Source organism: Roseateles sp. 22389 (assembly GCF_052044995.1).
GTDB lineage: Bacteria > Pseudomonadota > Gammaproteobacteria > Burkholderiales > Burkholderiaceae_C > Roseateles.
On the sequence record NZ_JBQEOF010000002.1, the window covers coordinates 362,495 to 386,845 of the forward strand.

The 24,351-nt window shown below is 70.3% G+C and carries 22 protein-coding genes; 3 read left to right on the top strand and 19 right to left on the bottom strand.

Translation table 11 applies throughout. The features are described from left to right. Positions 1-22 precede the first annotated feature (22 nt). Both ACTJKJ_RS04635 and ACTJKJ_RS04640 read left to right on the top strand, forming a co-directional pair. Entirely contained in the window at positions 23-1,633 is a 1,611-nt protein-coding gene (locus ACTJKJ_RS04635; protein WP_440819710.1) for a M20/M25/M40 family metallo-hydrolase, read from the top strand. A 309-nt stretch (positions 1,634-1,942) separates the two neighbouring features. Next, positions 1,943-2,155, top strand: coding sequence for a cold-shock protein (locus tag ACTJKJ_RS04640; RefSeq protein ID WP_091722629.1), 213 nt, complete (start codon positions 1,943-1,945; stop codon positions 2,153-2,155). Between the two features lie 17 nt (positions 2,156-2,172). On the opposite strand, the gene ACTJKJ_RS04645 is transcribed toward ACTJKJ_RS04640, so the two are convergent. Continuing rightward, on the bottom strand, positions 2,173-3,285 hold the full coding sequence (locus tag ACTJKJ_RS04645) for a hybrid sensor histidine kinase/response regulator (RefSeq protein WP_440819711.1): 1,113 nt from the start codon (positions 3,283-3,285) through the stop codon (positions 2,173-2,175). Positions 3,286-3,517: 232 nt separating this feature from the next. On the opposite strand from ACTJKJ_RS04645, the gene ACTJKJ_RS04650 reads away from it, so the two are divergent. After that, positions 3,518-3,664 (top strand): hypothetical protein, encoded by a 147-nt coding sequence (locus tag ACTJKJ_RS04650; protein WP_175538184.1) that lies wholly within the window; start codon positions 3,518-3,520, stop codon positions 3,662-3,664. A 179-nt stretch (positions 3,665-3,843) separates the two neighbouring features. Here ACTJKJ_RS04650 and ACTJKJ_RS04655 read toward each other — a convergent pair whose 3' ends face one another. The 18 genes from ACTJKJ_RS04655 to ACTJKJ_RS04740 all read right to left on the bottom strand — a co-directional run bounded on the left by ACTJKJ_RS04655 (position 3,844) and on the right by ACTJKJ_RS04740 (position 24,304). Continuing rightward, complete coding sequence (locus ACTJKJ_RS04655; RefSeq protein ID WP_440819714.1) at positions 3,844-5,115, bottom strand: NAD(P)/FAD-dependent oxidoreductase; 1,272 nt, start codon at positions 5,113-5,115, stop codon at positions 3,844-3,846. 131 nt (positions 5,116-5,246) lie between these two features. Beyond that, a complete protein-coding gene (locus ACTJKJ_RS04660) occupies positions 5,247-6,971 on the bottom strand; it encodes an ATP-binding protein (RefSeq protein WP_440819715.1) in 1,725 nt (574 codons plus the stop codon). A 105-nt stretch (positions 6,972-7,076) separates the two neighbouring features. Beyond that, on the bottom strand, positions 7,077-7,970 hold the full coding sequence (locus ACTJKJ_RS04665) for an SDR family oxidoreductase (protein ID WP_440819717.1): 894 nt from the start codon (positions 7,968-7,970) through the stop codon (positions 7,077-7,079). A 51-nt stretch (positions 7,971-8,021) separates the two neighbouring features. Continuing rightward, positions 8,022-8,945 carry a glutathione S-transferase family protein gene (locus tag ACTJKJ_RS04670; protein ID WP_440819719.1) on the bottom strand — a complete coding sequence of 308 codons (924 nt, stop codon included), beginning with the start codon at positions 8,943-8,945 and terminating at the stop codon, positions 8,022-8,024. Between the two features lie 43 nt (positions 8,946-8,988). Further along, complete coding sequence (locus tag ACTJKJ_RS04675; RefSeq protein ID WP_440819721.1) at positions 8,989-9,489, bottom strand: GNAT family N-acetyltransferase; 501 nt, start codon at positions 9,487-9,489, stop codon at positions 8,989-8,991. After that, a complete protein-coding gene (locus tag ACTJKJ_RS04680; protein ID WP_440819722.1) occupies positions 9,489-10,508 on the bottom strand; it encodes an NADP-dependent oxidoreductase in 1,020 nt (339 codons plus the stop codon). Before ACTJKJ_RS04680 ends, ACTJKJ_RS04675 begins: the two co-directional genes overlap by 1 nt. Positions 10,509-10,580: 72 nt before the next feature. After that, positions 10,581-11,039, bottom strand: a complete 459-nt coding sequence (locus ACTJKJ_RS04685) for a PaaI family thioesterase (protein ID WP_440819723.1) — start codon at positions 11,037-11,039, stop codon at positions 10,581-10,583. A 47-nt stretch (positions 11,040-11,086) separates the two neighbouring features. After that, the gene (locus ACTJKJ_RS04690) at positions 11,087-11,878 is read right to left on the bottom strand and encodes an SDR family oxidoreductase (RefSeq protein ID WP_297386898.1); all 792 of its coding nucleotides are present in this window, start codon (positions 11,876-11,878) and stop codon (positions 11,087-11,089) included. A gap of 107 nt (positions 11,879-11,985) precedes the next feature. Beyond that, positions 11,986-13,803: an acyl-CoA dehydrogenase gene (locus ACTJKJ_RS04695; protein WP_440819725.1), complete on the bottom strand. Its 1,818-nt coding sequence runs from the start codon at positions 13,801-13,803 to the stop codon at positions 11,986-11,988. A 127-nt stretch (positions 13,804-13,930) separates the two neighbouring features. After that, the gene (locus ACTJKJ_RS04700; RefSeq protein ID WP_091722595.1) at positions 13,931-15,106 is read right to left on the bottom strand and encodes an acetyl-CoA C-acyltransferase; all 1,176 of its coding nucleotides are present in this window, start codon (positions 15,104-15,106) and stop codon (positions 13,931-13,933) included. 28 nt (positions 15,107-15,134) lie between these two features. Beyond that, positions 15,135-17,231 (bottom strand): 3-hydroxyacyl-CoA dehydrogenase NAD-binding domain-containing protein, encoded by a 2,097-nt coding sequence (locus ACTJKJ_RS04705; protein WP_440819726.1) that lies wholly within the window; start codon positions 17,229-17,231, stop codon positions 15,135-15,137. Between the two features lie 255 nt (positions 17,232-17,486). Further along, complete coding sequence (locus ACTJKJ_RS04710) at positions 17,487-18,014, bottom strand: hypothetical protein (RefSeq protein ID WP_440819727.1); 528 nt, start codon at positions 18,012-18,014, stop codon at positions 17,487-17,489. 138 nt (positions 18,015-18,152) lie between these two features. Then, positions 18,153-18,731: a hypothetical protein gene (locus tag ACTJKJ_RS04715; RefSeq protein ID WP_440819728.1), complete on the bottom strand. Its 579-nt coding sequence runs from the start codon at positions 18,729-18,731 to the stop codon at positions 18,153-18,155. A gap of 169 nt (positions 18,732-18,900) precedes the next feature. Further along, positions 18,901-19,641, bottom strand: coding sequence for an ABC transporter ATP-binding protein (locus ACTJKJ_RS04720; protein WP_440819765.1), 741 nt, complete (start codon positions 19,639-19,641; stop codon positions 18,901-18,903). 32 nt (positions 19,642-19,673) lie between these two features. Next, positions 19,674-20,465 (bottom strand): ABC transporter ATP-binding protein, encoded by a 792-nt coding sequence (locus ACTJKJ_RS04725; protein ID WP_440819729.1) that lies wholly within the window; start codon positions 20,463-20,465, stop codon positions 19,674-19,676. After that, complete coding sequence (locus ACTJKJ_RS04730) at positions 20,462-21,880, bottom strand: branched-chain amino acid ABC transporter permease (protein WP_440819730.1); 1,419 nt, start codon at positions 21,878-21,880, stop codon at positions 20,462-20,464. Before ACTJKJ_RS04730 ends, ACTJKJ_RS04725 begins: the two co-directional genes overlap by 4 nt. A gap of 3 nt (positions 21,881-21,883) precedes the next feature. Next, positions 21,884-22,828, bottom strand: coding sequence for a branched-chain amino acid ABC transporter permease (locus tag ACTJKJ_RS04735; RefSeq protein ID WP_440819766.1), 945 nt, complete (start codon positions 22,826-22,828; stop codon positions 21,884-21,886). Between the two features lie 216 nt (positions 22,829-23,044). Next, positions 23,045-24,304, bottom strand: coding sequence for a branched-chain amino acid ABC transporter substrate-binding protein (locus tag ACTJKJ_RS04740; protein ID WP_147239707.1), 1,260 nt, complete (start codon positions 24,302-24,304; stop codon positions 23,045-23,047). Between the last annotated feature and the right edge of the window lie 47 nt (positions 24,305-24,351).

Here is a 24,351-nt window from a genome sequence, read left to right on the forward strand (position 1 = left end):
GCCATTCCTGGAGAAACCATCCATGCGTCAGTTCTTCATCCTCAGCGCGCTGTGCGTCGGCATGGCCGCGCTCACTCCGGCCCATGCGGGCGAGAAGGTCTGGATCAGCCTCGGCGACGCCGCGCTGGCCCAGTTGCAGAAACACCGTCCGGCCGCGCGCGCGGTCGCCAGCGTCCAGGCCGATGCGGCGCAGGACGGCTCGGCGCTCGCGGCCGCCAGCGCCTCCGCCTCCGCGCGCGCCGTGCGCAACGAGGGCCTGCACCTGGTCGAGGTCGACGAGGACGTGCTCGCCTCGCTGAGCCACTCGATCCACGAGGAGCTCAAGCGCTGCGGCGGCTACATGTACCACCCGACGCGGGAAGCGGGCCTGGCCTCGCTGCAGCGCCACAGCACGCCGGTGGGCGCGCAGCGGCTGGCGGCGGCGCTGGTGGCCTCGCGGCCCAGCTACGTGATCGACCAGCAGTCGGTCGTGACGCCCATCCTGTCGCAGATGCAGGCCAGCAACATCGGGCAGACCATCGTCGACCTGTCCGCCAACACCAACCGCTACTACACCAGCAGCAGCGGCGTCGCCGCCTCGAACTGGCTGCGGCAGAAGTGGACGACGCTGGCGGGCGGCCGCGCCGACATCAGCGTCGAGCAGTTCAGCCATCCGAACTGGGCGCAGAAGTCGGTGATCGCCACCATCCAGGGCACCGACAACGGCAGCGAGGTCATCGTGATGGGCGCGCACCTGGACTCGATCAACCAGTCCGGCGGCTCGGGCGAGACCATGCGCGCGCCGGGCGCGGACGACGACGCCTCCGGCGTGGCCAGCCTGACCGAGGTGCTGCGCGCCCTGGTGCAGGCCAACTACAAGCCGCGCCGCACCATCAAGTTCATGGCCTACGCCGCCGAGGAGGTCGGCCTGCGCGGCTCGCAGGAGATCGCCAACAGCTTCGCCGCGGCCGGCGTCAACGTGGTGGGCGTGCTGCAGCTGGACATGACCAACTACAAGGGCGCGGCCAACGACATCTACCTGTTCAGCGATTACACCGACAGCGGGCAGAACACCTTCCTGTCCAACGTGATCGCGACCTACCTGCCGACGCTGCGGGTGGGAACCGACCGCTGCGGCTACGCCTGCTCGGACCATGCGTCGTGGAATGCCAAGGGCTACTTCGCGAGCATGCCCTTCGAGGCCGGCATGAGCAGTTCCAACCCCTACATCCACACCTCCAACGACACCTACGCCAACATGGGCAGCCAGGCCGACCATGCGCTGAAGTTCGCGCGCATGGCCGCGGCCTATGCGGTGGAGCTGGGCAGCGACGGGCCGGGCACGCCGCCGCCGGTGGACCGGACCGAGAACTTCAGCGGCAGCCTGACGCGCGGCCAGAGCCGCAGCTTCGGGCCGTTCAAGGTGGCCAGCGGCGGCGCGCTCGCGGCCAGCACCACCGGCACCGGCGACATCGACCTGTACGTGCGCAAGGGCGCGGTGCCGACGACGTCCACCTACACCTGCAAGTCGGACGGGTCCAGCTCGACCGAGGGCTGCAGCGTCACGATGACGGCCAACGGCGATGTCTACGTGCTGGTCTACGGCTACTCGGCGGGCAACTACCAGCTGAAGGTGACCTACCGGCCGCAGTGAGGCGGGACGCGCTCCAGCGATGATCCGGCGGCGATCCGGCGGCGATCCGTCGCCGATCTCGGCCTCACGGGCGGCCGGCCGGTGCGACTTTGCACCGGCCGGCCGTCAGCCGCGCGTGCTAGAGTGCCGCGATAGATTCGCGCAAGGCCTTTCTTCAGAGGTCTTCTTCCGCAGCCCCGCCGGTCCTCCCGGATCCCGCGCGCGTGGCCTGCCCAGCATTCCCCCCGCTGACGGTTCTTGAGTGTGTCTGTCCCGGCGCGCGCCCGCGTGCCGGGTATCTCCGTTCATCTTCTTCAAAAAGGAAACACCATGACGACCAAGACCGGCACCGTGAAGTGGTTCAGCGACGACAAGGGCTTCGGCTTCATCACCCCGACCGACGGCTCCAAGGACCTGTTCGCCCACCACAGCGAGATCCAGAGCTCCGGCGGCTTCCGCACCCTCGCCGAAGGCGCGAAGGTCGAGTTCGAGCCGAAGGACGGCCCCAAGGGCCCGCAAGCCTCCAACATCCGCGTGATCTGAGCGGACCGCGCCGTCCTTCAGGACGGCTGCGCGGGCAGCTCGATGCGGAACTCGGTGCCCGCGGCACCGGTCTCCACCACGATGCGCCCGCCGTGTGCCTCGACGATCACGCGGCACACGAAGAGCCCCAGGCCCATGTTGCCCGCGGCGGGCGCCTGCGCCCCGCCGCGCACCAGCGGCTCGAACAGCCCGGCCCGGACCTCGTCCGGGATCGGCGCGCCTTCATTGCGCACCGACAGGTGGCGCCACGCGCCCCGCGCCTCGGTGCGCACGACGATGGGTCGCCCCACGGCCCCATGCTCCACCGCATTGCGGAGCAGGTTGGCGATGACCCGCGCCAACCGGTCACCATCCCACCAGCCTTCATCCGAGGTCTCCAGCACGGCATCGACCGTGATGCCTGGATAGGCGCCGCGCACCTCGTCGATCGCGGCTGAGGCCAGCGCGCCCAGGCGCTGCGGCGCGCGTCGCAGCAGCAGTTCCGCGTCGAGCTGGCTGCGCGCGTAGTCCTGGATGTCGTCCAGCATGTGTGCCATGCGCCGGGCGGCGGCGGTGATGCGCGCGGCCATCTTCTGGGTCGTCGACGCCGAGACCGGCGCGCGCGCCAGCAGCTCGCTGATCATGGCGATCGCGTCGAGGGGATTGCGCAGGTCGTGGCCCAGGATCGCGAGGAACAGGTCGCGCGCCCGCTCCTCGTCGCGCCGCTTCTGCTCGAGCGCCTCGGACAGCGCCCGCAGCGTGTCGCGCTGGCGCAGCAGCGCATGCAGGTTGGCGATCAGCACCTCGTCGTCGACCGGCCGCGTCAGGTACGCATCCGCGCCGCCTTGCAGACCGCGGACCTGGTCGTCCTCGGCGATGTAGACGCCGGACACCAGCACGATGGGCACCCCCACGCCGGACTCCTCCGCGCGAAGCTGGCGACAGACCTCGTAGCCGCTGATGTCGGGCAGCAGGACGTCGAGGATGATCGCGTCCACGCCGGTCGCCAGCCGCAGCGCCGCGGTGCCGTCGGCGGCCTCGATGACGGCGAAGCCGGCCAGCTCCAGCCGACGCCGGAGCGCGTAGCGATGCGAGTGATCGTCGTCGACGAGCAGGACGGTGCGTCCGCCCGTCGCTGGTGCTGCGTCCATGCCATCCTCCCTGGCGGCGCCTGGACAGCCCGCACCAGCGGGTCGCGCCGAGCGCAGAGGGTAACGCAAAGCGCTGACGCCTCGGCAGCCGGCGTCGCGTCGCGCCGCGCGCGAGGCCTGCGCGGACCGGCCTTGGCGGTAGTAGAGTGCGCCGGTCGCCGCGGCCCGGCCTGCCTGCGTGCGCGGCGACGATCGCAGAACGACAACGACCGCTGAAGAAGGAGCCCACGACATGCCAAAAGGCGAGCAACGCAACGACAAGGCCAACAAGAAGCCCAAGAAGGACACCGGCGCCCCCCGGGAGACATCCTCCGACCGTCCGGTCGCGCCCGTCACGTCCGTGATGCCCAAGGGCAAGCTGAAGAACAAGGCGGGCTGAGGCCGCCTCGGGCCCGTCCAAGGCCCACCTCGGGCCCGCCCACGGCTGGCGGGCCAGGACCCGGGCGGGCAGCACGCTTCCCCGCGTGCCGTCCACGCCCCACGGCGGCCCGGTGGCTGACCCGTCCGCTCGGCAACCCGGCGGACAGAGGGGCTCGGCGCCCCTTCAGCCGCCGACGATCACGCCCCGCTAGCCAGGAACGCGGCGGCGCCCTCGCCCGCGACGACGCCGCTGGCCATCGACGCCGTCAGCAGGTAGCCGCCGGTCGGCGCTTCCCAGTCCAGCATCTCGCCGGCAACGAACACGCCGGGACGCGCCTTCAGCATCAGCCGCTCGTCCAGCGACTCCAGCGTCACGCCGCCCGCGGTGCTGATGGCCTCGGCCACCGGGCGTGCCGCCACCAGGCGCAGCGGCAGCGCCTTGAGCGTGCGCGCCAGCACCGCCGCGTCGGCGTAGGCCTCCTTCGTCAGCACCTCGTGCAGCAGGCCGGCCTTCAGGCCTTCGATGTTCAGCCGGCTCTTCAGGTGCGAGGACATCGAGCGCGATCCGCGCGGATGGGCGACCTGCTCCGCCACCCAGGCCGCGTCGCGGCCGGGCAGCAGGTCGAGGTGGACGAGCGCCTCGCCATCGCGCGCGATGCGCTCGCGCAGCAGCGCGGATGCGGCATAAACGAGCGAGCCTTCGATGCCGGAAGCGGTCACCACGAACTCACCCTGGCGCGAGAAGCGCTGGCCGTCCACGCCCTCGGCGCTCAGCGCCACGGGCTTCACCGGCTGGCCCGCGAAGCGCTCGGCGAAGAACGGCGACCAGCCGCTCGCCGCGCCCTCGCGCGGCGCGCCGAGGTCGAAGCCGCAGTTGGCCGCGCGCAGCGGCGCCACCGCCGCGCCGGCCTGCGCCAGCAGCGGCGCCCATTGGCCATCCGATCCCAGCTGGGGCCAGGAGGCGCCGCCCAGCGCCAGCACGATCGCATCGGCGGTCGCGGTCGATTCGCCGTCCGGCGAGCGCAGGCGCACCCCGCCGGCCTCGTCCCAGCCGAGCCAGCGGTGCCGCATGTGGAAGCGCACGCCCTGCCCGCGCAGCCGCGACAGCCAGGCGCGCAGCAGCGGCGCGGCCTTCATGTCCTTGGGAAAGACGCGCCCCGAGCTGCCGACGAAGGTCTCGACGCCGAGTCCCTGCGTCCAGGCCCGCAGCGCCTCGCCGTCGAAGCGGTCGAGCCAGGCGGCGACGCCGGCCTGGCGTTCGTAGTAGCGGGTGTCGAAGTCGGGCCGCGCTTCCGAGTGGGTCAGGTTGAGCCCGCCCTTGCCCGCGAGCAGGAACTTGCGGCCGACGGACGCCATGGCGTCGTAGAGGTCGACCGACACGCCGGCGAGCGCCAGGCGTTCCGCGGCCATCAGGCCGGCGGGGCCGCCGCCGATGACGATGGCGCGGCGGGGAGAGGAAGTATTGGGCATGGTCGGGAGGGTACTGCGCAGGGCGCGCAGTGTGCCAGACCACGCCGGTGAGGCGATGCCGCGATCCGCAAATGTCGCCATGCGGCGGCGAGGTGGCGCGATGGCGCCGTGGTGCGGTGGTGCGGACGTTGTCAGGCCACGCCCGGCACCGCCGGCAGCTCCAGCGTGAACCGCGATCCCTTCCCGCTCTCGCTGTCGACCAGGATGCGCCCGCCCATCCGGTCCATCAGCTGCTTGCAGATGACCAGCCCGATGCCATGGCCGGGCTGCTCCTCGCGCCCGAGCCGGTTGAACGGCTGGAAGAGCTGCGCCCGCTGCTCGACGCTCAGGCCGATGCCGTTGTCCACCACCTCGATGCGGAAGCCGCGCGGCTCCGCGCTCGCGCGCACCTGGACCCAGCCGCCGCGCCGGTTGTACTTGATCGCGTTGGAGATCAGGTTGTGCAGCACCTGCTCGAGCCGGATGGGATCGGCCTGGACCATCGGTAGCGTGCTGTCCTCCTCCGGCGTCAGGCCGATCCGCAGGTCCACGCCCGCGGCCTGCGCCGCCGGCTGCGCCAGCTCCACCACCCGCCGCAGCAGCGGCCCGGCCTGCAGCGGCAGCGACTGCACGGTCAGCGTGTTCGCCTCGACCCGCGACAGCGTCATCATGTCCTCGATCAGCACCAGCAGGTGCTTGGCCGCCTCGTCGATGTGCCGCAGCCGCGCGCGCTGCGTCTCGTCGAGCGGCCGCTGCGGATCGTGCGCCAGCAGCTGGCTGAAGCCCAGCACCGCGTTGAGCGGCGTGCGCAGCTCATGGCTGGCCTGGGAGAGGAACTCGCTCTTGGTGCGGCTGGTCACCTCGGCCAGCTCGCGGGCCCGGTCGGCGTCCTGCAGCCGCATGCGCTCGCCGAGCTCGCGCTGCAGCAGCTCGCCACGCAGCCGCACCTGGCGCTGCAACGCCCGGTTCCAGAGCAGCGTGAGGCCCAGCCCCAGCAGCACCAGCGCCAGCGCGACCCCGCCGCCCCACAGCGCCCGGCGCTGCCAACGCATCGCCGCCGTGTCCTGCGTGATCCAGCGGTCCGCGATCGCCTGCCGCTCGTCGTCGCCGATGCGCGTCAGCGCCTTGTCCAGGATGCGGCCCAGCATCGGCCAGTCGCGCCGGTAGCCGATGCCCAGCCCGTAGGCGAAGCCGATGTCCTCCACCACCCGCAGGTTGCCGATGCCGTCGCGCCGCATCAGGTAGGTCGCGCCGGCCAGGTCCATCACCGCGGCGCCGACCTCGCCGCCGGCCAGCCGGCGCAGCACGGTGCGGTCGTCGATCTCCACCTGCAGCGGATTGGTCGCGTAGCGGTCCCGCAGGAACTCCGCCACCGCGTAGCCGCGCGCCACCGCGACCGGCTCGCCGGGCCGCAGAGGGTCGCCGCTCGCGCCGGCGCGCCGCAGCAGCACCGCCGGCACCGTGATGTAGGGCCGCGTGAAGCCGAAGCGCTGCGCCCGCTCCGGCGTCTCGCGCATCGACATCTGCACGTCGAGCTCGCCGCTGGCCAGATCGTCCAGGTTCTCGGCGAAGGTCTGCGGCGGCTGGAACTCGAAGCGCAGCCCGGTCAGCTCCGACAAACGCCGCGCGTAGTCCAGCGACAGGCCGGTGATGCGCCCGTCCTCATCGACGTAGGTGAAGGGGCCGTAGCTCGCCGAGCCGCCCACGCGCAGCACCGGGTGCTGCGCCACCCAGGCGCGTTCCTCGGCAGTGAGCCAGTCGCGCGGATCGGCATGGCCCTGCCCCGCCAGCGCCAGCCACGCCGCGACCACCACCGCCAGCATCGGCAGCAGGCGCGGCAGCGCGCGCAGGCATCGGGGAAGGAAATGCGGGACCACGGGCGGATTGTGGGCCCGGCCTCTTCGCCGCAGGGCCCCGGCGCTCCCGCATCCAGGGGTGGTCCCTGTCAGATCTGTCAGGGGCCGTTCGGGCTGCCCAGGCCCTCAGCCGCGCAGCGACTCCCGCAGCCGCGCGCCGATCTCCGGCTTGTCCTGGAACGGGTCGGTCGGATTGCGCAGCTGCATCACGTCCTCCAACCGCGTCTGCACGGCCTTGAGCGCCTGCGGGTGGCTGAAGATGTAGAAGCGCTCCTCGTCCATGGCCTCGAACACCATGCGCGCCACGTCGGCCGCCGTCAGCTTGCCGGCGCTGACCGCCTTGTCGGTCATCGCCTGCGAGATCATCTGGCTGCGGGTGGGCTTGTCGGCGCCCAGCTCGCCCGGCCGGTTCCGGTGGCTCTGCGTGATGCCGGTCGGCACGAAGTAGGGGCACAGCACCGAGGCACGCACCTGGTCGGTGACCAGCGCCAGGTCCTGGTACAGCGTCTCGCTGAGCGACACCACCGCGTGCTTGGACACGTTGTAGACGCCCATGTTGGGCGGATTCAGCATGCCGGCCATCGACGCCGTGTTGACGATGTGCCCCTGCCAGGCCGGGTCCTTGGCCGCGGCGGCCAGCATCATCGGCGTGAACAGGCGCACGCCGTGCACCACGCCCATCAGGTTGACGCCCAGGACCCAGTCCCAGTCCGACAGCGCGTTCTCCCAGATCAACCCGCCGGAGCCGACGCCGGCGTTGTTGAACACGAAGTTCGGCGCGCCGAAGCGCTCCTGCACCGCGGCGGCCAGCGCCTCCATCTGGTCGGCCTTGGCGACGTCCACGCGCCGCGCCAGCACCGGATGGGCCGCGAACTCCGACGCGGCCTTGTCGAGCGCGTCCTGCTGCACGTCGCACAGCACCAGGTTCATGCCCCGGGCCGCCGCCAGGCGCGCGACCTCCAGGCCGAAGCCTGAGCCCGCGCCGGTGATCACCGCCGTCTTGCCTTGGTAGTCCTTCATGCGCTTGTCTCCTTCGGGATGGTTGTGAGGTCGCCGACCGGGCCGAACGGGCTACGCCTGCTTCAGCGTGTAGCGGATGCGCGGGAAGTGCACCTGCACGCGGCCAGCGCGCTCGTCCTCGCGCGCCACCGTCACCGTGCGGCAGCTCAGGCCGACCAGCGTGCCGGCGACCGCGTCGCGGGCGTAGTCGTAGGGCGTGACGGTCACCGGCTGGCCCGCTTCGAAGCCCAGCCCGGACTCGACCTGCATCGGCTGCGGCCGCGAGGCCCGCGCCAGCTCGATCGCCTCCGCGCCGTCGAGCTTGCCGGCGCGCTCGCCATGGCCGATCGCGGCCACGCGGCCCATCCACGCGCGCAGGGCCTCATGCGGCGCCAGGATGTCGGCGAGCGGCCCGGTCCGGGTGATGAACCAGAGCGGGTGGTAGACGCTCAGGTCGGCGATGCACGGCGCGTCGCCGAGCAGCCACGGCCGGCCGTCGGCCAGCATCTGCGACAGCCAGCCCAGGTACTGCGTCAGCGCGGCCCCGGCGTCGGCGCCGCGCACCTGGGGCATGCCTTCGCTCATCGCTTTGCGGTCGGCGACGAACAGCTTGAGCATGTCCGGCGGCGCCCCGGCGAACAGCGACGTCGCGCCGGCCGGCTGCATCGCATAGGGCAGCGCGGTCCAGAACAGGTCGGTGTCGGCCCACTGCGCCAGCATGCGCGCCTGGCCGGCCACCGCGGCCGGGAACAGGCTGGGCGACGGCTGCCGCGCCTCCAGCACCTCGGCGATCAGCGCGGTGTCGCAGTAGATGTCCGCGCCGACCTGGAGGAAGGGCGTGCGGCGGTAGCCGCCGGTCAGCGCCACCACGTCGGGCTTGGGCAGCATCATCGGCACCGTCACCGACTGCCAGGCCAGGCCCTTCAGGCCCAGCATCAAGCGCGCCTTCTCGGCGAACGGGGAGCTGCTGTAGTGATGCAGGATCAGATCGCTCATGGGAACACTCCTCGGTCAGGGGGTGCGGCCGCGTCAGCCCGCGTCAGGCGGCGGCGTCGCGGCGCATGTCGACGTGGGGAATCCCGTCCTCGTCGTAGACGTCCGAGATCGCATGGAAGCCGAAGCTGCCGTAGAAGTCGCGCAGGTGCGCCTGGGCGCCGAGCTCGATCGGCCGGCCCGGCCACAGCCGCAGACACTCGGCCACCGCCTGGCTCATCAGCGCCCGGCCCAGGCCGCCGCCGCGCGCCGCCTGCGCGGTGATCACGCGACCGATGCGCGCGCTGCCGTTGCCGATCTCCGGCGGCAGCAGGCGCGCGTAGGCGACGAGCGCCTCGGCGCCATCGATGCCATCGGCGCCATCAGCGCCCTCAGCGCCCGGGGCCAGCCCCTGCAGGTGCCAGGCGTGCTCGTCGAGCCCGTCCGGATCGAGGTAGATGCACCGCTGCTCGATGACGAACACCTCCGAGCGCAGGCGCAGCGCGCGGTACAGGCCGCGCGCGCCCAGCTCGTCGAAGGACTGGCAGATCCAGCGCGGCCCGGCCATCAGATCAGCTTCACCAGCTGCTTGCCGAAGTTGCGGCCCTTGAGCAGGCCCAGGAAGGCCTCGGGCGCGCTGTCCAGGCCCTGCGCGACGCTCTCGCGGTACTTGAGCTTGCCGGTGGCCACCAGCGTGCCGAGCTCCTTGAGCGCCTCGGGCCAGACGGCCATGTGCTCGGAGACGATGAAGCCTTCGATCTTCATCCGGTTCACCAGGATCAGCTGCGGCGCGCTCATCGGGATCGGCTCGCCGTTGTAGCCGGCGATCATGCCGCACATGGCGACGCGGCTGAACGGGTTGGCGCGGTGCATCACGGCGTCGAGGATCATGCCGCCGACGTTCTCGAAGTAGCCGTCGATGCCGTCCGGGCACTCCGCCTTCAGCGCGGCGGACAGCGACTTCACGTCGCCATGCTGCTTGTAGTCGATGCAGGCGTCGAAGCCGAGTTCCTCGACGACATAGCGGCACTTGTCCGCGCCGCCGGCGATGCCGACCGCGCGCGCGCCGCGCACCTTGGCCAGTTGGCCGACCGCGCCGCCCACCGCGCCGCTGGCGGCGCTGACGACGACGGTCTCGCCCGGCTTCGGATCGATGATCTTCACCAACCCATACCAGCCGGTCACGCCGGGCATGCCGACCGCGCCCAGGTAGGCCGACAGCGGCACGTGGGTGGTGTCCACCTTCTGCAGCACGCCACGCTGGTTGGCGTCGACCAGTTGGTACTCCTGCCAGCCGCCCATGCCCACGACCTTGTCGCCCACGGCGAAGTGCGCGTTGCGGGATTCGACGACCTCGCCGACGGTGCCGCCGATCATCACCTCGCCCAGCGGCTGCGGCGTCGCGTAGCTCTTGCCCTCGTTCATGCGGCCGCGCATGTAGGGATCGAGGCTGAGGTAATGGTTGCGCACCAGCACCTGGCCGTCGGCCAGTGCCGGGACCGGCGTGCTGACCAGCTTGAAGTTGTCGGTGCCGGGTTCGCCGGTGGGGCGGGAGGCCAGCAGGATCTGGCGGTTCGTCGTGCTCATGCGTTTCTCCTCGTGAGCGGGAAATCGGAAGGGGTCAGTTGAACGGGGGATCGCTACCGGGCCGTCGGGCGCTCAGCCCTCGGTGCGCTGCAGCGCCTTGAGGCTGCGGCCCTTGCCGGGCAGCGCCTTGAGGTACTTGAAGGTGCCGGTCGAATGCGCGCACAGCTGGCCGTCCTCGCCGTAGACCGAGCCGTCGCAGAAGGCCATCGTCGTCGAGCGGTGCAGCAGCCGGCCCACCGCGCGCAGCGCGCCCTCGCCGGGGCGCATGAAGCTGGTCTTCATCTCCACCGTCACCACGCCGGGGCCGAAGCCCGGCTGGTCGCGGTGGGCGCTGCGCGCCGCATGGGCCATGGCCACGTCCAGCAGCGTCATCAGCACGCCGCCATGCGCCACCTCCCACGAGTTCAGGTGGAGCTCGCGGATGTCGACCCGCAGCTCCGCCTCGCCCTCGTCGATGCGCACGAGCTCGAAGCCCAGCTGCTGGACGAAAGGAATGTGGACGGGAAATTTCAGCGGCGGCTCTTCAGTCACGACAACCTCGAATCACAGCGCGCGATGCGCGTAGGGGGCGGAGCCATTCAGCTGCCGTGGACGGCGGAGACGCCACCATCGACGGCGAGGATCTGCCCGGTGATGTGCTTCCCGGCGCGGCTCGCGAACAGCAGGGCGGCGCCCTTGAGGTCCTCATCATCGCCGATGCGCTTGAGCGGCGCGTGCTCGGCGAGCTTGTCCTCGCCGATCGCCGCCATCAGGCCCTTGGTCATCTTGCTGGGGAAGAAGCCCGGCGCCAGCGCGTTGACGGTGATGCCGTGCACACCCCATTCGCCGGCCAGCGCGCGGGTGAAGTTCACCGCCGCGCCCTTGCTGGTGTTGTAGGCGATGGTCTTCATCATCCCGCTGTTGCCGCCCAGGCCCGCGATCGAGGCCACGTTGATGATGCGGCCCGACTTGCGCGGGATCATGCTGCGCCGCGCCACCTCCTGGCTCATCACGAACAGGCTGCGGATGTTCAGGTCCATCACCTTGTCCCAGGCCTCGACCGGATGGTCCTCGGCCGGCGCGCCCCAGGTGGCGCCGGCGTTGTTCACGAGGATGTCGATCTTGCCGAGCCTGGCCATCGTCTGCTCGACGATGCCGCGCGCCTGCGCCTCATCCGAAGCATCGGCCGCGATCCATTGCGCGTCGATGCCGCGCGCCTTCAGATGCGCCACCGCCTCCTCGAGGTCGGCCGCCTTGCGCGAGCTCAGCATCAGCGTCGCGCCGGCCTCGCCCAGCGCCTCGGCGATCTGCAAACCCAACCCGCGCGATCCGCCGGTCACCAGCGCCACCTGGCCGCTCAGGTCGAAGAGGTCCTGCACCTTGCTGCTCATCGTCGTCTCCTTGATGTCTTGAGGTCGTTGATGTCGTCGTCGCTGTCGATGTCGATGTCGTCGTTGATCTCGTCGTTGATTGCCCGGCCGGTCACCGGCGTCGGCGCTCAGAACCAGGCGTCGCGCATCTCGCGCGTGAGCGCCTCGCGCCGCGCGACCACGCCCAGCCAGGCCGTGACCTTGGGCAATTCGTAGGCGAAGAAGTAGCGCTGCGCGGCGCGCTTGCCCTGGGCGAAGTCGTCGTCCCGCCCTTCGAGCGCGAGCGCCACGTCCAGCCAGATCCACGCCAGCACCGTGTGGCCGAAGGCCTGCAGGTAGGGCGTCGCATTGGCCAGTGCCTCCTCCGGCTCGCCGGTGGACCAGGCCTTCTTGGTCGCGCCGCCGACCGCGGCCAGCGCCGCGCCGAGTTCATTGGCGGCCTCCGCCAGCCCCGGCACCTGGCCGGCGCGCTGCGCGGTGTCGCTGATGCGCGTGGCCAGCGCCATCAGCGCCTGGCCGCCGTCCATCACCACCTTGCGGCCCAGCAGGTCCAGCGCCTGGATGCCATGCGTGCCCTCGTGGATCATGTTCAGGCGGTTGTCGCGCCAGTACTGCTCCACCGGGAAATCGCGCGTGTAACCGTAGCCGCCCAGCACCTGGATCGCCAGCGAGTTGGCCTCCAGGCACCACTCGCTGGGCCAGCTCTTGGCGATCGGGATGAGCACCTCCAGCAGCCGCTTCGCGGCCGCGGACTCGTCGGCGGTGCCGGTGTGCTGCTCGTCGACGAGGCGCGCGCAGAACAGCTCCAGCGCCAGCCCGCCCTCGACGTAGCTCTTCTGCGCCAGCAGCATGCGCTTGACGTCGGCGTGCTCGATGATGGGCTGCTGCGGCTGGGCCGCATCCTTGCCGGCCGCGGTCATCGGCCGGCCCTGCGGGCGCTGGCGCGCGTAATCGAGGCTGGCCTCGTAGCCGGCGTAGCCCAGCATCACCGCGCCGAGGCCGACGCCGATGCGGGCCTCGTTCATCATGTGGAACATGCAGCGCAGGCCCTCGCCCGGCTGGCCGACGAGGTAGCCGATCGCGCCGCGCCGGCCGCCCGGCGTGTGGCGGCCCTCGCCGAAGTTGAGCAGGCAGTTCGTCGTGCCGCGATAGCCGAGCTTGTGGTTCAGGCCCGCGAGCGTCACGTCGTTGCGCTCGCCGGTCAGGCGGGCATCGGTGTCGACGAGGTGCTTGGGCACGATGAACAGCGAGATGCCCTTGGTCCCCGGCAGCGGCTTGCCATCGGGCCCGGGGATCTTCGCGAGCACCAGGTGGACGATGTTCTCGGTGAGCTCATGCTCGCCGCCGGAGATCCACATCTTGTTGCCGGTCAGCCGATAGCGCGGGCCCAGCGGATCGGCCTGGAAGCCGTCGCCATCGGGCTCAGCGCGCGTGGCGACGTCGGACAGCGACGAGCCGGCCTGCGGCTCCGACAGGCACATGGTCCCGAACCAGCGCCCGCTGAACTCGTTCATCGCGAAGACCTCGCGCTGCGCCGGCGTGCCGTGCGCCATCAGCAGGTTGGCGTTGCCGTTGGTGAGCATCGCGTAGCCGCCCATGGCCACGCTGGCCTTGCTGAAGAAGCAGTTGGCGGCCATCTCGACGACGCAGGGCAGCTGCATGCCGCCATGCTCGTAATCCTGCGCGGCGGCCAGCATGCCGGACCCGACATAGGCCGCGAGCGCCTCGTGCGTCGCCGCGGGCAGATGAACGCGCTCGCCGTCGAAGCGCGGCTCCTCGGTGTCGGCGAGGCGGTTGAACGGCGCGAACTTCTCGCGGGCGATCTTCTCGCAGGTGTCGAGCACCGCATCGAAGGTCTCCCGCGAATGCTCCGAGAAGCGCTCGCGAGCCGAGAGTCGGTCGACCTTCAGCCAGTCATACAGCAGGAAGTCCAGGGTCTGGCGCATGAGCACCTCACGAAGGAGGCGGGGCGCAGCCCGCCGACATATCAAGCGGAGCCCGGGGATCCGGCTCTGCCGGGCCCTCGGGCTCGCCCCCTGAGGGGGCCGGCGTCAGCCGGTAGGGGGGTGCTCGTCAGAGCACTTCAAAGACCCCCGCGGCGCCCATGCCGCCGCCGATGCACATCGTCACGCAAACGCGCTTGGCGCCGCGGCGCTTGCCTTCGATCAGCGCATGGCCGGTCAGGCGCTGGCCCGACACGCCGTAGGGATGGCCGATCGCGATCGCGCCGCCGTTGACGTTGAGCCGGTCCATCGGGATGCCCAGCTTGTCCGCGCAGTACAGCACCTGCACGGCGAAGGCCTCGTTGAGCTCCCACAGGTCGATGTCGGAGACCTTCAGGCCCAGGCGCGCCAGCACCTTGGGCACGGCGAAGACCGGGCCGATGCCCATCTCGTCGGGCTCGCAGCCCGCCACCGCGAAGCCCAGGAAGCGACCCAGCGGCTTGAGGCCCTTCTTCGACGCATAGGACTCGCTGACGATCGCGCAGGCGCCGGCGCCGTCGCTGAACTGGCTGGCATTGCCCGCGGTGACCACGCCGCCGGGCAGCGCGGTGCGGATGTCCTTGATGCTCTCGTAGGTCGTGCCCACCCGCAGGCCCTCGTCAACGGAGACGGTGACCTCGCGGGTCATCATCCCGCGCACCTTGTCGGCGACGCCGGCCATCACGGTGATCGGCACGATCTCGGCGTTGAACAGGCCTTCGGCCTGCGCGGCGCAGGCGCGCTGCTGCGAGGCCGCGCCGTAGCGGTCCATGCGCTCCTTGGGAATCTTGTAGCGCTGCGCGACGTTCTCGGCCGTCTGCAGCATGGACCAGTAGATCTCGGGCTTGTGCGCCGACAGCCAGCTCTCATGGCCCATGTGGCGGTTGGCCTCGTTCTGCACGCAGGAGATGCTCTCCACGCCGCCGGCCACGAACACCTCGCCCTCGCCCGCGATGATGCGCTGCGACGCGGTCGCGATGGTCTGCAGGCCGCTGGAGCAGAACCGGTTGATGGTCTGTCCGGACACGGTCACCGGCAGGCCGGCGCGCAGCGCGATCTGGCGCGCGATGTTGCCGCCGGTGGCGCCCTCGGGCGTGGCGCAGCCCATCAGCACGTCCTCGACCTCGCCGCCCTCGATGCCGGCGCGTTCCAGCGCGGCGCGTACCACATGCCCGCCCAGGGTCGCGCCGTGGGTCATGTTGAAGGACCCCTTCCAGCTCTTGGCGAGCGGGGTGCGGGCCGTGGAAACTATCAATGCCTTGCTCATTCTGTTGCTCCTGTTCGCGTCCGCGGGGTCAGTCGTTGAAGCCCTTGCCCTGGTCGGCCAGGCGCTTGAGCAGCGGAGCCGGTTCCCAGAACTTCGCGTCGTCATGCGGGTTGCGCGCGAAACGCTTCATCGCCTGCACGACGTTGTAGAGACCGACCGTGTCGGCGTAGCACATCGGACCGCCGCGCCACAGCGGGAAGCCGTAGCCGGTCAGGTAGACCATGTCGATGTCGGAGGCGCGCAGCGCGATGCCCTCCTCCAGGATGCGCGCGCCTTCGTTGACCAGCGCGTAGACCAGGCGGTGCACGATCTCCTCGTCGCTGATCTTGCGCGGCGTGATGCCCAGCGCCGAGCGGTGCATGTCGATCATCTCCAGCACGGTCTTCGACGGGATCGCGTCGCGCTTGCCCGGCAGGTAGTCGTACCAGCCGGCGCCGGTCTTCTGGCCGAAGCGGCCCATCTCGCACAGCAGGTCGGCGGTCCTGGAGTAGCGCAGGTCCGGCTTCTCCTGGTAGCGGCGCTTGCGGATGTACCAGCCCACGTCGTTGCCGGCCAGGTCGCCCATGCGGAACGGGCCCATCGCGAAGCCGAAGCGCTCCATCGCCTTGTCGACCTGCTGCGGCGTGCAGCCCTCCTCCAGCAGGAAGCCGGCCTGGCGGCTGTACTGCTCGATCATGCGGTTGCCGATGAAGCCGTCGCACACGCCCGAGACCACGCAGGTCTTGCGGATCTTCTTGCCCAGCGCCATCACGGTGGCGAGCACGTCCTTGGCGGTGGCCGCGCCGCGCACCACCTCCAGCAGCTTCATCACGTTGGCCGGGCTGAAGAAGTGGGTGCCGATGACGTCCTGCGGCCGCTTGGTGAAGGCGGCGATCTTGTCGACGTCCAGCGTCGAGGTGTTGGAGGCCAGGATCGCGCCGGGCTTCATCACCTCGTCGAGCTGGCGGAAGACCTGCTCCTTGACGCCGATGTCCTCGAAGACGGCCTCGATGACGAGGTCGGCCGAGCCGATGTCGCCGTAGTTCAGCGTGGTGTCCAGCAGGGCCATGCGCTGCGCGTAGCGGTCCTCCTTGAGCTTGCCCTTCTTGACCTGCGCCTCGTAGTTCTTGCGGATGGTGGCGATGCCGCGGTCCAGCGCCTCCTGCTTCATCTCGAGGATCGTCACCGGGATGCCGGCGTTGAGGAAGTTCATCGCGATGCCGCCGCCCATCGTGCCGGCGCCGATGATGGCCACCTTGTCGACGCGGCGCAGTGGCGTGTCCTCGGGCACGTCGGGGATCTTGGAGGCGGCGCGCTCGGCGAAGAAGGCATGGCGCAGCGCCTTGGACTCGGGCGTCAGCATCAGTTGCTGGAAGGCCTCGCGCTCGGCGCGCATGCCGTCCTCGAACTTCATCGAGACCGCGTTGGCGACGGTCTCCACGCACTGCAGCGGCGCCGGGAAGTTCTTGGACATCGCGCCGACGGTATTGCGCGCGAACTGGAAGTAGGCCTGCGCCTCGGGATGCTGCGCCTTGATGTCGCGCACGCGCGGCAGCGGGCGCTTGTCGGCGATCTCCATCGCGAACTGGACGGCGCTGTCGATCAGGTCGCCGTCGATGAGCTTCTGGAACAGCACCTGGCCGGGCACCTGGGCGAGCTGCTCGCTGGCCACCGGCTCGCCGCTGACGATCATGTTGAGCGCGGGCTCGACGCCCAGCGCGCGCGGCAGGCGCTGCGTGCCGCCGGCGCCGGGCAGCAGGCCCAGCTTGACCTCGGGCAGCGCGATCTTGGCGCCGGGCGCGGTGACGCGGTAGTGGCAGCCCAGCGCCAGCTCCAGGCCGCCGCCCATGGCGACGCTGTGGATCGCGGCGACGACCGGCTTGGTGCAGGACTCGACACGGGTGATCAGCGAGCCCAGGTTGGGTTCGGCCAGCGCCTTGGGCGAGCCGAACTCGCGGATGTCGGCGCCGCCGGAGAAGGCCTTGCCGGCGCCGGTGATGACGATGGCCTTGATGGCGGGATCGTTCTCGGCCTGCTCGACGCCCTCGGCGACCGCCAGCCGCGTGGCATGGCCCAGGCCGTTGACCGGCGGATTGTTGAGCGTGATCACCGCGACCTGGCCGCGGACTTCGTAGCTGGCACCCATGTGTGTTCCTTCCAGTGGGGGGAAACGCATCGCCGCCGGTCGGAGGTCTCCTCGGACACCGGGACGAAAAGAACGATCGTTCGATTCTAGGCAGCGCCGACGCGCGCCGCTTGTCTCTGCTGTGACAGGGCGCTACGGGAGAAGTGCGGAGGTGGGGTGTCGCGCAGGTGGCGCGTGGATCGAGCGGATCGCGCGAATCGCGTGGATCGCGCGTGGGGATGGCGCCGGCGCGGCCGCCCGCTCAGAACGGCTTGCTCAGAACGGCTTGTCGAGCTGCGTCGGCATGAAGCCGCGCGAATGGGGGCCGTCGTCGTCCTGGATCTCGGTGCGGGCGAAGCCGCCCTCGGCGGCCCGCTCGCGGGCGCGTTCCTGGCGCTCCAGCGCCGCGTCGACGCTGGCGACCGTCGGCGCGGGCGCGCGTGGCTTCTCGATCGGACGGAAGCCCGCCAGCGGCGCGGGGCCGCTCACCGGCGCGCCGGCCTCCAGCGGGAGGATCGATTCGGGGCCGTCGACCGACTCGCCGGACGCCGCGGCCTGGGCCGCCTTGCGGCGCAGGCGCTCGGCGACCATGCGCAGTTCACCCAGCTCCATCTGCTGGCGCTCGATCTGGCGGCGCGCCTGCGTGGTCTGCTCGTTGAGCAGCAGCCGCGAGGACTCGATGCGATCGATCAGGCGCCGCGCGCGCTTGAGCTTGCTCCACCACCACGCGCTCGCGAGCGCACCCCCGACGGCCATTCCGGCCAGCGTCCCGACGACGACCATCCAAGGCTGCACCGCGCTCATGGCCGGCTCCCCGTTCTTGTTTCCTGGCGGCCAATGTAGTGCGGCCCCGGGGTCGCTGTCGCGCCCGGAGCCACCCGGATCAGGGGACGCGGCAACGCCGCGCGGGACACCTACGTCGGGGGGAGGACGGTGTCGGGATCAGGGTTCGGGGTGGGGCTGCGTCGGCAGGAAGCCGAACGGGATCGGCGGCAGCGTGGGGGTGGGCGTGGGTGTCACCGGCGTCGCCCGCTGCATCGGCCGCTCCATCGGCTCGGTGGCACTGAAGCCCCCGGCGGCGGCGCGCTCACGGGCACGCTCGAAGCGCTCGGCATGCGTGAGCGGGGGGGCCGAGGCAGTCGCCGCCGCATCCGACGCCACGTCCGCCACCACGTTTGGGCGCGCCACGGCGCCCACGGACCGCGGGGCATGCGCGCTGATCGGCGCCAACATCGAGTCGCCGCTGTCGATGGGCAACGGACGGCTCGCCGCGAACTGCGTCTTGCGCCGCATGTGCTCCATCGTGAGGCGAAGCTCCAGCATCTCCATCTGCAGCTTCTCGATCTGCCGGCGCGCCTGGCCGACCTGCTCCTCGATCTGCCGGCGCGAGGCCTGCAGCTGATCGATCAGCGCCCGGGCCGTCCTCAGCTTGCGTCCCCACCATGCGCTCGCGATCGCCGCCCCCGCTCCCGCGCCGGCCAGTGCGCCGGCCGCCAGCATCCAAGGCTGCAACAAGTTCATGGAGGGATCCCGCTCGTGTGATTCGCGCCGTCACTGTAGGGCGGCAGGCGCGCGAAGCCTTCACCAGGAGCGGGCATTTTTCACCGGATCGCGGGCCGCGTCGCCCGCCAGTGACCGGTCCGTCACGCCGTCGACACGGTGCCGTGACGGATGTAACCGGCGGGCGGCCTCAGACCTCCAGCCACTCCTTGCGGACGTAGGCGTTGGCGCGCAGGTCGGCGGGCGTGCCCTCGAAGACGATGCGGCCGTGGCCCATCACGTAGCAGCGCTCGGAGATCTCCAGCGCGATGGCCAGCTTCTGCTCGACCAGCAGCACCGAGACGCCGCGCCGCTTGAGCTCCTTCAGGTACTCGGCCACCAGCTCGACGATCTTGGGCGCCAGGCCCTCGGTCGGCTCGTCGATCATGATCAGGTCGGGATCGCCCATCAGCGTGCGGCACAGCGTCAGCATCTGCTGCTCGCCGCCGGACAGCACGCCGGCCTCGGTGTGCTGGCGCTCCTTCAGGCGCGGGAACATCGCGTACATGTCGTCGAAGCTCCAGCGCGGCGCGGCCCCCTTGCGCCGGCCCTTCTCGCCGAGCATCAGGTTCTGGTGCACGGTGAGCTTGGGGAAGATGTCGCGGTTCTCCGGCACGTAGCCGATGCCGCGATGCGCGATCTCGTAGGCCTTGCGGCCGAGCAGCTCCTGGCCGCCCCAGGCGATCGCGCCCGTGCCGTCGACCTGGCCCATGATGGTCTTGACCGTCGTCGAGCGTCCCGAGCCGTTGCGGCCCAGCAGGCTGACGATCTCGCCGGGACGCACCTCCATCGTCACGCCGTGCAGCACATGGCTCTTGCCGTAGAAGGCATGGACGTTGTCCAGCCGCAGCGCGCGCGTGCCGGCGGCCGGCGTGGCGGTCGCGGCGCGCATCGCGCCGACGTTGGTGTCATGGAGGGCGACGCTCATGCATGGGCTCCCGCGGCCTGCGATTCGGCCAGCACCGATCCGAGGTAGGCCTCCTGGACACGCGTGTTGGCGCGCACCGCGTCGGGCGTGTCGAAGGCGATCACCTCGCCATAGACCAGCACCGCGATCTTGTCGGCCAGGCCGAAGACCACGCCCATGTCGTGCTCCACCGTCAGCAGCGTGCGGCCCTCGGTGACCTGGCGGATCAGCTGGATGAAGCGCCGGGTCTCGCTCTTGCTCATGCCGGCGGTGGGTTCGTCCAGCAGGATCACCTGCGCCCCGCCGGCGATGGTGATGCCGATCTCCAGCGCGCGCGCCTCGGCATAGGTCAGATTGATCGCGGGCACGTCGCGTTTCTTGTCCAGGTGCAGCATCTCCAGCAGTTCCTCGACGCGGTCGTTGACGTCGTCCATGCCGGCCAGGAACTTCCAGAACGCGTACTTGTGGCCCATCGACCAGAGCAGTGCGCAGCGGATGTTCTCGAACACCGACAGCCGCGTGAACAGGTTGGACACCTGGAAGCTGCGCGACAGCCCGCGGCGGTTGATCTTGTAGGGCGGCAGCTGGTCGATGCGCTCGCCGAAGAGCCGGATCTCGCCGCTGGTGGGCGCGAAGCGGCCGCTGATCAGGTTGAACAGCGTGGACTTGCCCGCGCCGTTGGGCCCGATGATCGCGACCCGCTCGCCGGGTTTCACCGCGAGGTCGGCGCCGCGGATGATCTCGCTCTTGCCGAAGCTCTTGCGCACGGCCTGGAGCTCCAGCGCGTAGGGGATGTTGGCGGTGCTCACAGGCTTTCCCTCCGCTTGATCTCTTTCTCGATCTCCTCCTGCGCCCGGTCCCACTCGGCGCGGAACTGGCGGCGCAGTAGCTCGAAGAGCCCCAGCCCGGTCAGCAGCACGAAGCCGGCGCCGAACCAGGACTCGACGCTCTTGGCATCGAGCGCCAGGCCCAGGTACTTCATCTGCGGGCCGAGGGCCTCGTTGAGCTGCAGGTGGTAGAGCATCTCCACCATCGCCGAGCCGCCCAGCAGCATCGTCGCCGCGGCGCCGGCCAGGCCCAGGTAGGACGGCCACAGCGCGCGCAGCTTGCCGAAGGCGGCCAGGCGCAGGTTCATCATGATCAGCGAGGCGATGCCGCCTGGCGCGTACATCACCATGAACAGGAACACCAGGCCGAGGTACAGCAGCCAGGCCTTGGTCAGCTCCGACAGCAGCACCAGCGCCACCACCATCAGCACCGCGCCGATGATGGGCCCGAAGAAGAAGGTCGCGCCGCCCAGGAAGGTGAACAGCAGGTAGGCGCCCGAGCGCGCGGCGCCGACGACCTCGGCGGTGACGATCTCGAAGTTCAGCGCCGACAGCCCGCCCGACACGCCGGCGAAGAAACCCGCGATCAGGAAGGCCAGGAAGCGCACCCACTGCGTGTCGTAGCCGATGAACTCGACGCGCTCGGGGTTGTCGCGCACCGCGTTGAGCATGCGGCCCAGCGGCGTGCGGGTGAGCGCGTACAGCAGCGCGGTGCAGACGAAGGCGTAGACCGCGATCAGGTAGTACACCTGGATCTGCGGCCCGAAGCTGATGCCCCAGACCGCCTTGCCGACGACGCGGTTGGAGGAGACGCCACCCTCGCCGCCGAAGAACTCCGGCAGCATCAGCGACATCGACCAGATCAGCTCGCCCAGGCCCAGCGTGATCATCGCGAAGGGTGTGCCCGACTTCTTCGTCGACACGTAGCCGAACAGCGCCGCGAAGAACAGCCCCGCGAGGCCGCCGACCAGCGGCACCAGGCTGACCGGCAGCGCGAGCTGGCCCGCGCCGACGACGTTGAGCGTGTGGATCGCCAGGTAGGCGCCCAGCCCGCTGTAGACCGCGTGGCCGAAGCTGAGCATGCCGCCCTGCCCCAGCAGCAGGTTGTAGGACAGGCACGCGATGATCGCGATGCCCATCTGCGACAGCATGGTCTGCGCCAGGCTGCTGGTCCACAGCAGCGGCGCCACCAGCAGCGCCAGCGCGTAGGCGCCCCAGATCAGCCAGCGGCCGACGTTGTGCGGCTTGAAGTGATAGGTCTCGCCGCGCCGGGCGCGCGGCGGGCGCTCCTGGGCGAGGGCGTCGCCCGGGGCGGCGCCGGACGGCAGTGGCGCCGGGGCGCCCGCGGTGCCGGGCGAGGAGGAGGCGGAGGAGGAGGAAGGCATGACGGCGGACATCGATCAGCCCTCCCGGGTGCCGAGCAGGCCCTTGGGCCGGAAGATGAGGATCAGGACCATCAACAGGTAGGGCAGGATGGGCGCGACCTGGGCCAGCGTGAGCTTGAGCAGCGGGTAGCCGAAGGTGTCGGGACCGAGCTGGAAGGCCTGGGCGAGCGACACGTCGACGGTCAGCGGCAGCGTCTGCAGCAGCCCGATGACGAGGGAGGCGACGAAGGCGCCGGCCAGCGAGCCGATGCCGCCGACCACGACCACCACGAAGATGATGGAGCCGACGATCACCGCCATCGCGGGTTCGGTGACGAAGGTGATGCCGCCGATCACGCCGGCCAGCGCGGCCAGCGCGCAGCCGCTGCCGAACACCAGCATGAACACGCGCGGCACGTTGTGGCCCAGGGCCTCGACCATCTCCGGATGGGTGAGCGCCGCCTGGATGACCAGCCCGATGCGGGTGCGGGTCAGCAGCAGCCACAGCGACAGCAGCATGAACAGCGCCACCACCATCATGAAGGCGCGGGTGAGCGGGAACTTGGAGCAGCTGGCGGCGGCGCACAGGGCGGCCGGCGCGTCGCCCCAGGCGAGCTCCAGCGCCTGGCCCGGGGCATGGACCAGGGTGAAGGCGGCGCCCTGCAGCGAGGGCGGGGGCGAGAACGGCACGGCGGTGCGCCCCCAGATCAGCTGCACCACCTCGAGCACGACGTAGGACAGGCCGAAGGTGATCAGCAGTTCCGGCACGTGTCCGAACTTGTGGACGCGCCGCAGCGCGCCGCGCTCGAACAGGGCGCCGCAGCCGCCGACCAGCAGCGGCGCGATCAGCAGCGCGGGCCAGAAGCCGATCCACCCGGCGATCGAGTACGCGAAGTAGGCGCCGAGCATGTAGAAGCTCGCATGCGCGAAGTTCAGCACGCCCATCATGCTGAAGATCAGCGTCAGGCCGGAGCTCAGCATGAACAGCAGCAGTCCGGAGGACAGGCCGTTGAGGAGGTTGATCAGGATCTGTTCCACGTCGTTGTGCTCAGGACTTCGATGCGTTGGCCGCGCTGATGACGGAAGGCGCGGTAGCTGCGCGGACCGATCCCGGGTCGGCAGTGCTCGCCGTACGTTCACGTACGGCTGCGCGCTTCAACCCGGTCCCGGCCCGCTCGCGACGGGCGGCGGAGCGCCTTACGACGGACGCTTCATCTGGCAGCTTGTAGGCGTGCTGCTGACGAAGGGATCGAAGGTCTTGACCGGGGCGAAGTTGTAGCCGGTGTTCTCGACGCTGTAGGGGCGCTTGGCGTCGGCCTTCTGCCAGACGGTCAGGAACAGCGTCTGCTGCAACTGGTGGTCGGTCTTGCGCATCTCCACGTCGCCGTTGAAGGACTTGAACTTCAGCCCTTCCAGCGCCGCCGCGACCTTCACCGGATCGGTGCTCTTGGCCTTGGCCATCGCCGTGCTCAGCGCGGTGTAGATGTGGATGACGCTGCCGGTGTAGAAGTCGTCGTTGAACTTGGCCTTGTACTCGTTGGCCCACTTCTCGGGCTCGCCGCCCAGGCTGTTGTGGTTGTACGAGATCTGGAACACGCGCCCCGCGCCCGCCGCGCCCATCGCCGTGGGCGTGCCGGTCACGCCGGCGTAGTAGGTGTAGAACTTGCCGGTGTAGCCGGCCTCGTTGGCGGCCTTGACCAGCAGCGCCAGGTCCGAGCCCCAGTTGCCGGTGATCACCGAATCCGCGCCGCTGGCCTTGATCTTGGCGACATAGGGCGCGAAGTCGCGCACCTGGGCCAGCGGGTGCAGGTCCTCGCCAACGATCTGCACGTCCGGCCGCTTCTTGGCCAGGCCCTCCTTCGCGTACTTGGCGACCTGATGGCCGTGCGCGTAGTTCTGGTTGAGCAGGTAGACCTTCTTGATGTCGGGCTGGTCCTTCATGAAGGTGGTCAGCGCCTCCATCTTCATCGACGTGTCGGCATCGAAGCGGAAATGCCAGTAGCTGCACTTGCTGTTGGTGAGGTCCGGGTCCACCGCCGAGTGGTTGAGGTAGACGACCTCCTTGCCGGGATTGCGCTCGTTGTGCTTGTTGACCGCGTCGATGATCGCCAGCGCCGCGCCCGAGCCGTTGCCCTGCGTCACGTAGCGCACGCCCTGGTCGATCGCGGACTTCAGCGCGTTGAGCGACTCGGCGGGGCTGAGCTTGTTGTCGATCGGGATGATCTCGAACTTCACGCCGGCGGGGTTGTTGGCGTTGAACTTCTCGGCGAAGAACTGGAAGGACTTCACCTGGTTCTGGCCCACCGGCGCCATCAGGCCGGACAGCGGGTCGATCCAGGCGATCTTCACCGTCTCGCCCTTCTGCGCGTAGGCGCCGGCGGCGGCCGTCAGGGCGAATGCGGCGAGGGCCAGGGGCCGTGCCAGCGAGGGGATCGGACGCGTGCTGTGCTTGCTCATGCTTGTCTCCTGATGTGGTTGTGATGCAAGGCGATCGGAAGCAACGG

What these genes read in the sequence shown, in the direction of transcription:
- ACTJKJ_RS04635 (WP_440819710.1), top strand. Translation starts at nt 23, where the DNA reads ATGCGTCAGTTCTTCATCCTCAGCGCGCTGTGCGTCGGCATGGCCGCG.
- ACTJKJ_RS04640 (WP_091722629.1), top strand. Translation starts at nt 1,943, where the DNA reads ATGACGACCAAGACCGGCACCGTGAAGTGGTTCAGCGACGACAAGGGC.
- ACTJKJ_RS04645 (WP_440819711.1), bottom strand. Translation starts at nt 3,285, where the DNA reads ATGGACGCAGCACCAGCGACGGGCGGACGCACCGTCCTGCTCGTCGAC.
- ACTJKJ_RS04650 (WP_175538184.1), top strand. Translation starts at nt 3,518, where the DNA reads ATGCCAAAAGGCGAGCAACGCAACGACAAGGCCAACAAGAAGCCCAAG.
- ACTJKJ_RS04655 (WP_440819714.1), bottom strand. Translation starts at nt 5,115, where the DNA reads ATGCCCAATACTTCCTCTCCCCGCCGCGCCATCGTCATCGGCGGCGGC.
- ACTJKJ_RS04665 (WP_440819717.1), bottom strand. Translation starts at nt 7,970, where the DNA reads ATGAAGGACTACCAAGGCAAGACGGCGGTGATCACCGGCGCGGGCTCA.
- ACTJKJ_RS04670 (WP_440819719.1), bottom strand. Translation starts at nt 8,945, where the DNA reads ATGAGCGATCTGATCCTGCATCACTACAGCAGCTCCCCGTTCGCCGAG.
- ACTJKJ_RS04675 (WP_440819721.1), bottom strand. Translation starts at nt 9,489, where the DNA reads ATGGCCGGGCCGCGCTGGATCTGCCAGTCCTTCGACGAGCTGGGCGCG.
- ACTJKJ_RS04680 (WP_440819722.1), bottom strand. Translation starts at nt 10,508, where the DNA reads ATGAGCACGACGAACCGCCAGATCCTGCTGGCCTCCCGCCCCACCGGC.
- ACTJKJ_RS04690 (WP_297386898.1), bottom strand. Translation starts at nt 11,878, where the DNA reads ATGAGCAGCAAGGTGCAGGACCTCTTCGACCTGAGCGGCCAGGTGGCG.
- ACTJKJ_RS04695 (WP_440819725.1), bottom strand. Translation starts at nt 13,803, where the DNA reads ATGCGCCAGACCCTGGACTTCCTGCTGTATGACTGGCTGAAGGTCGAC.
- ACTJKJ_RS04700 (WP_091722595.1), bottom strand. Translation starts at nt 15,106, where the DNA reads ATGAGCAAGGCATTGATAGTTTCCACGGCCCGCACCCCGCTCGCCAAG.
- ACTJKJ_RS04705 (WP_440819726.1), bottom strand. Translation starts at nt 17,231, where the DNA reads ATGGGTGCCAGCTACGAAGTCCGCGGCCAGGTCGCGGTGATCACGCTC.
- ACTJKJ_RS04710 (WP_440819727.1), bottom strand. Translation starts at nt 18,014, where the DNA reads ATGAGCGCGGTGCAGCCTTGGATGGTCGTCGTCGGGACGCTGGCCGGA.
- ACTJKJ_RS04715 (WP_440819728.1), bottom strand. Translation starts at nt 18,731, where the DNA reads ATGAACTTGTTGCAGCCTTGGATGCTGGCGGCCGGCGCACTGGCCGGC.
- ACTJKJ_RS04720 (WP_440819765.1), bottom strand. Translation starts at nt 19,641, where the DNA reads ATGCGCGCCGCGACCGCCACGCCGGCCGCCGGCACGCGCGCGCTGCGG.
- ACTJKJ_RS04730 (WP_440819730.1), bottom strand. Translation starts at nt 21,880, where the DNA reads ATGTCCGCCGTCATGCCTTCCTCCTCCTCCGCCTCCTCCTCGCCCGGC.
- ACTJKJ_RS04735 (WP_440819766.1), bottom strand. Translation starts at nt 22,828, where the DNA reads ATGCTGAGCTCCGGCCTGACGCTGATCTTCAGCATGATGGGCGTGCTG.
- ACTJKJ_RS04740 (WP_147239707.1), bottom strand. Translation starts at nt 24,304, where the DNA reads ATGAGCAAGCACAGCACGCGTCCGATCCCCTCGCTGGCACGGCCCCTG.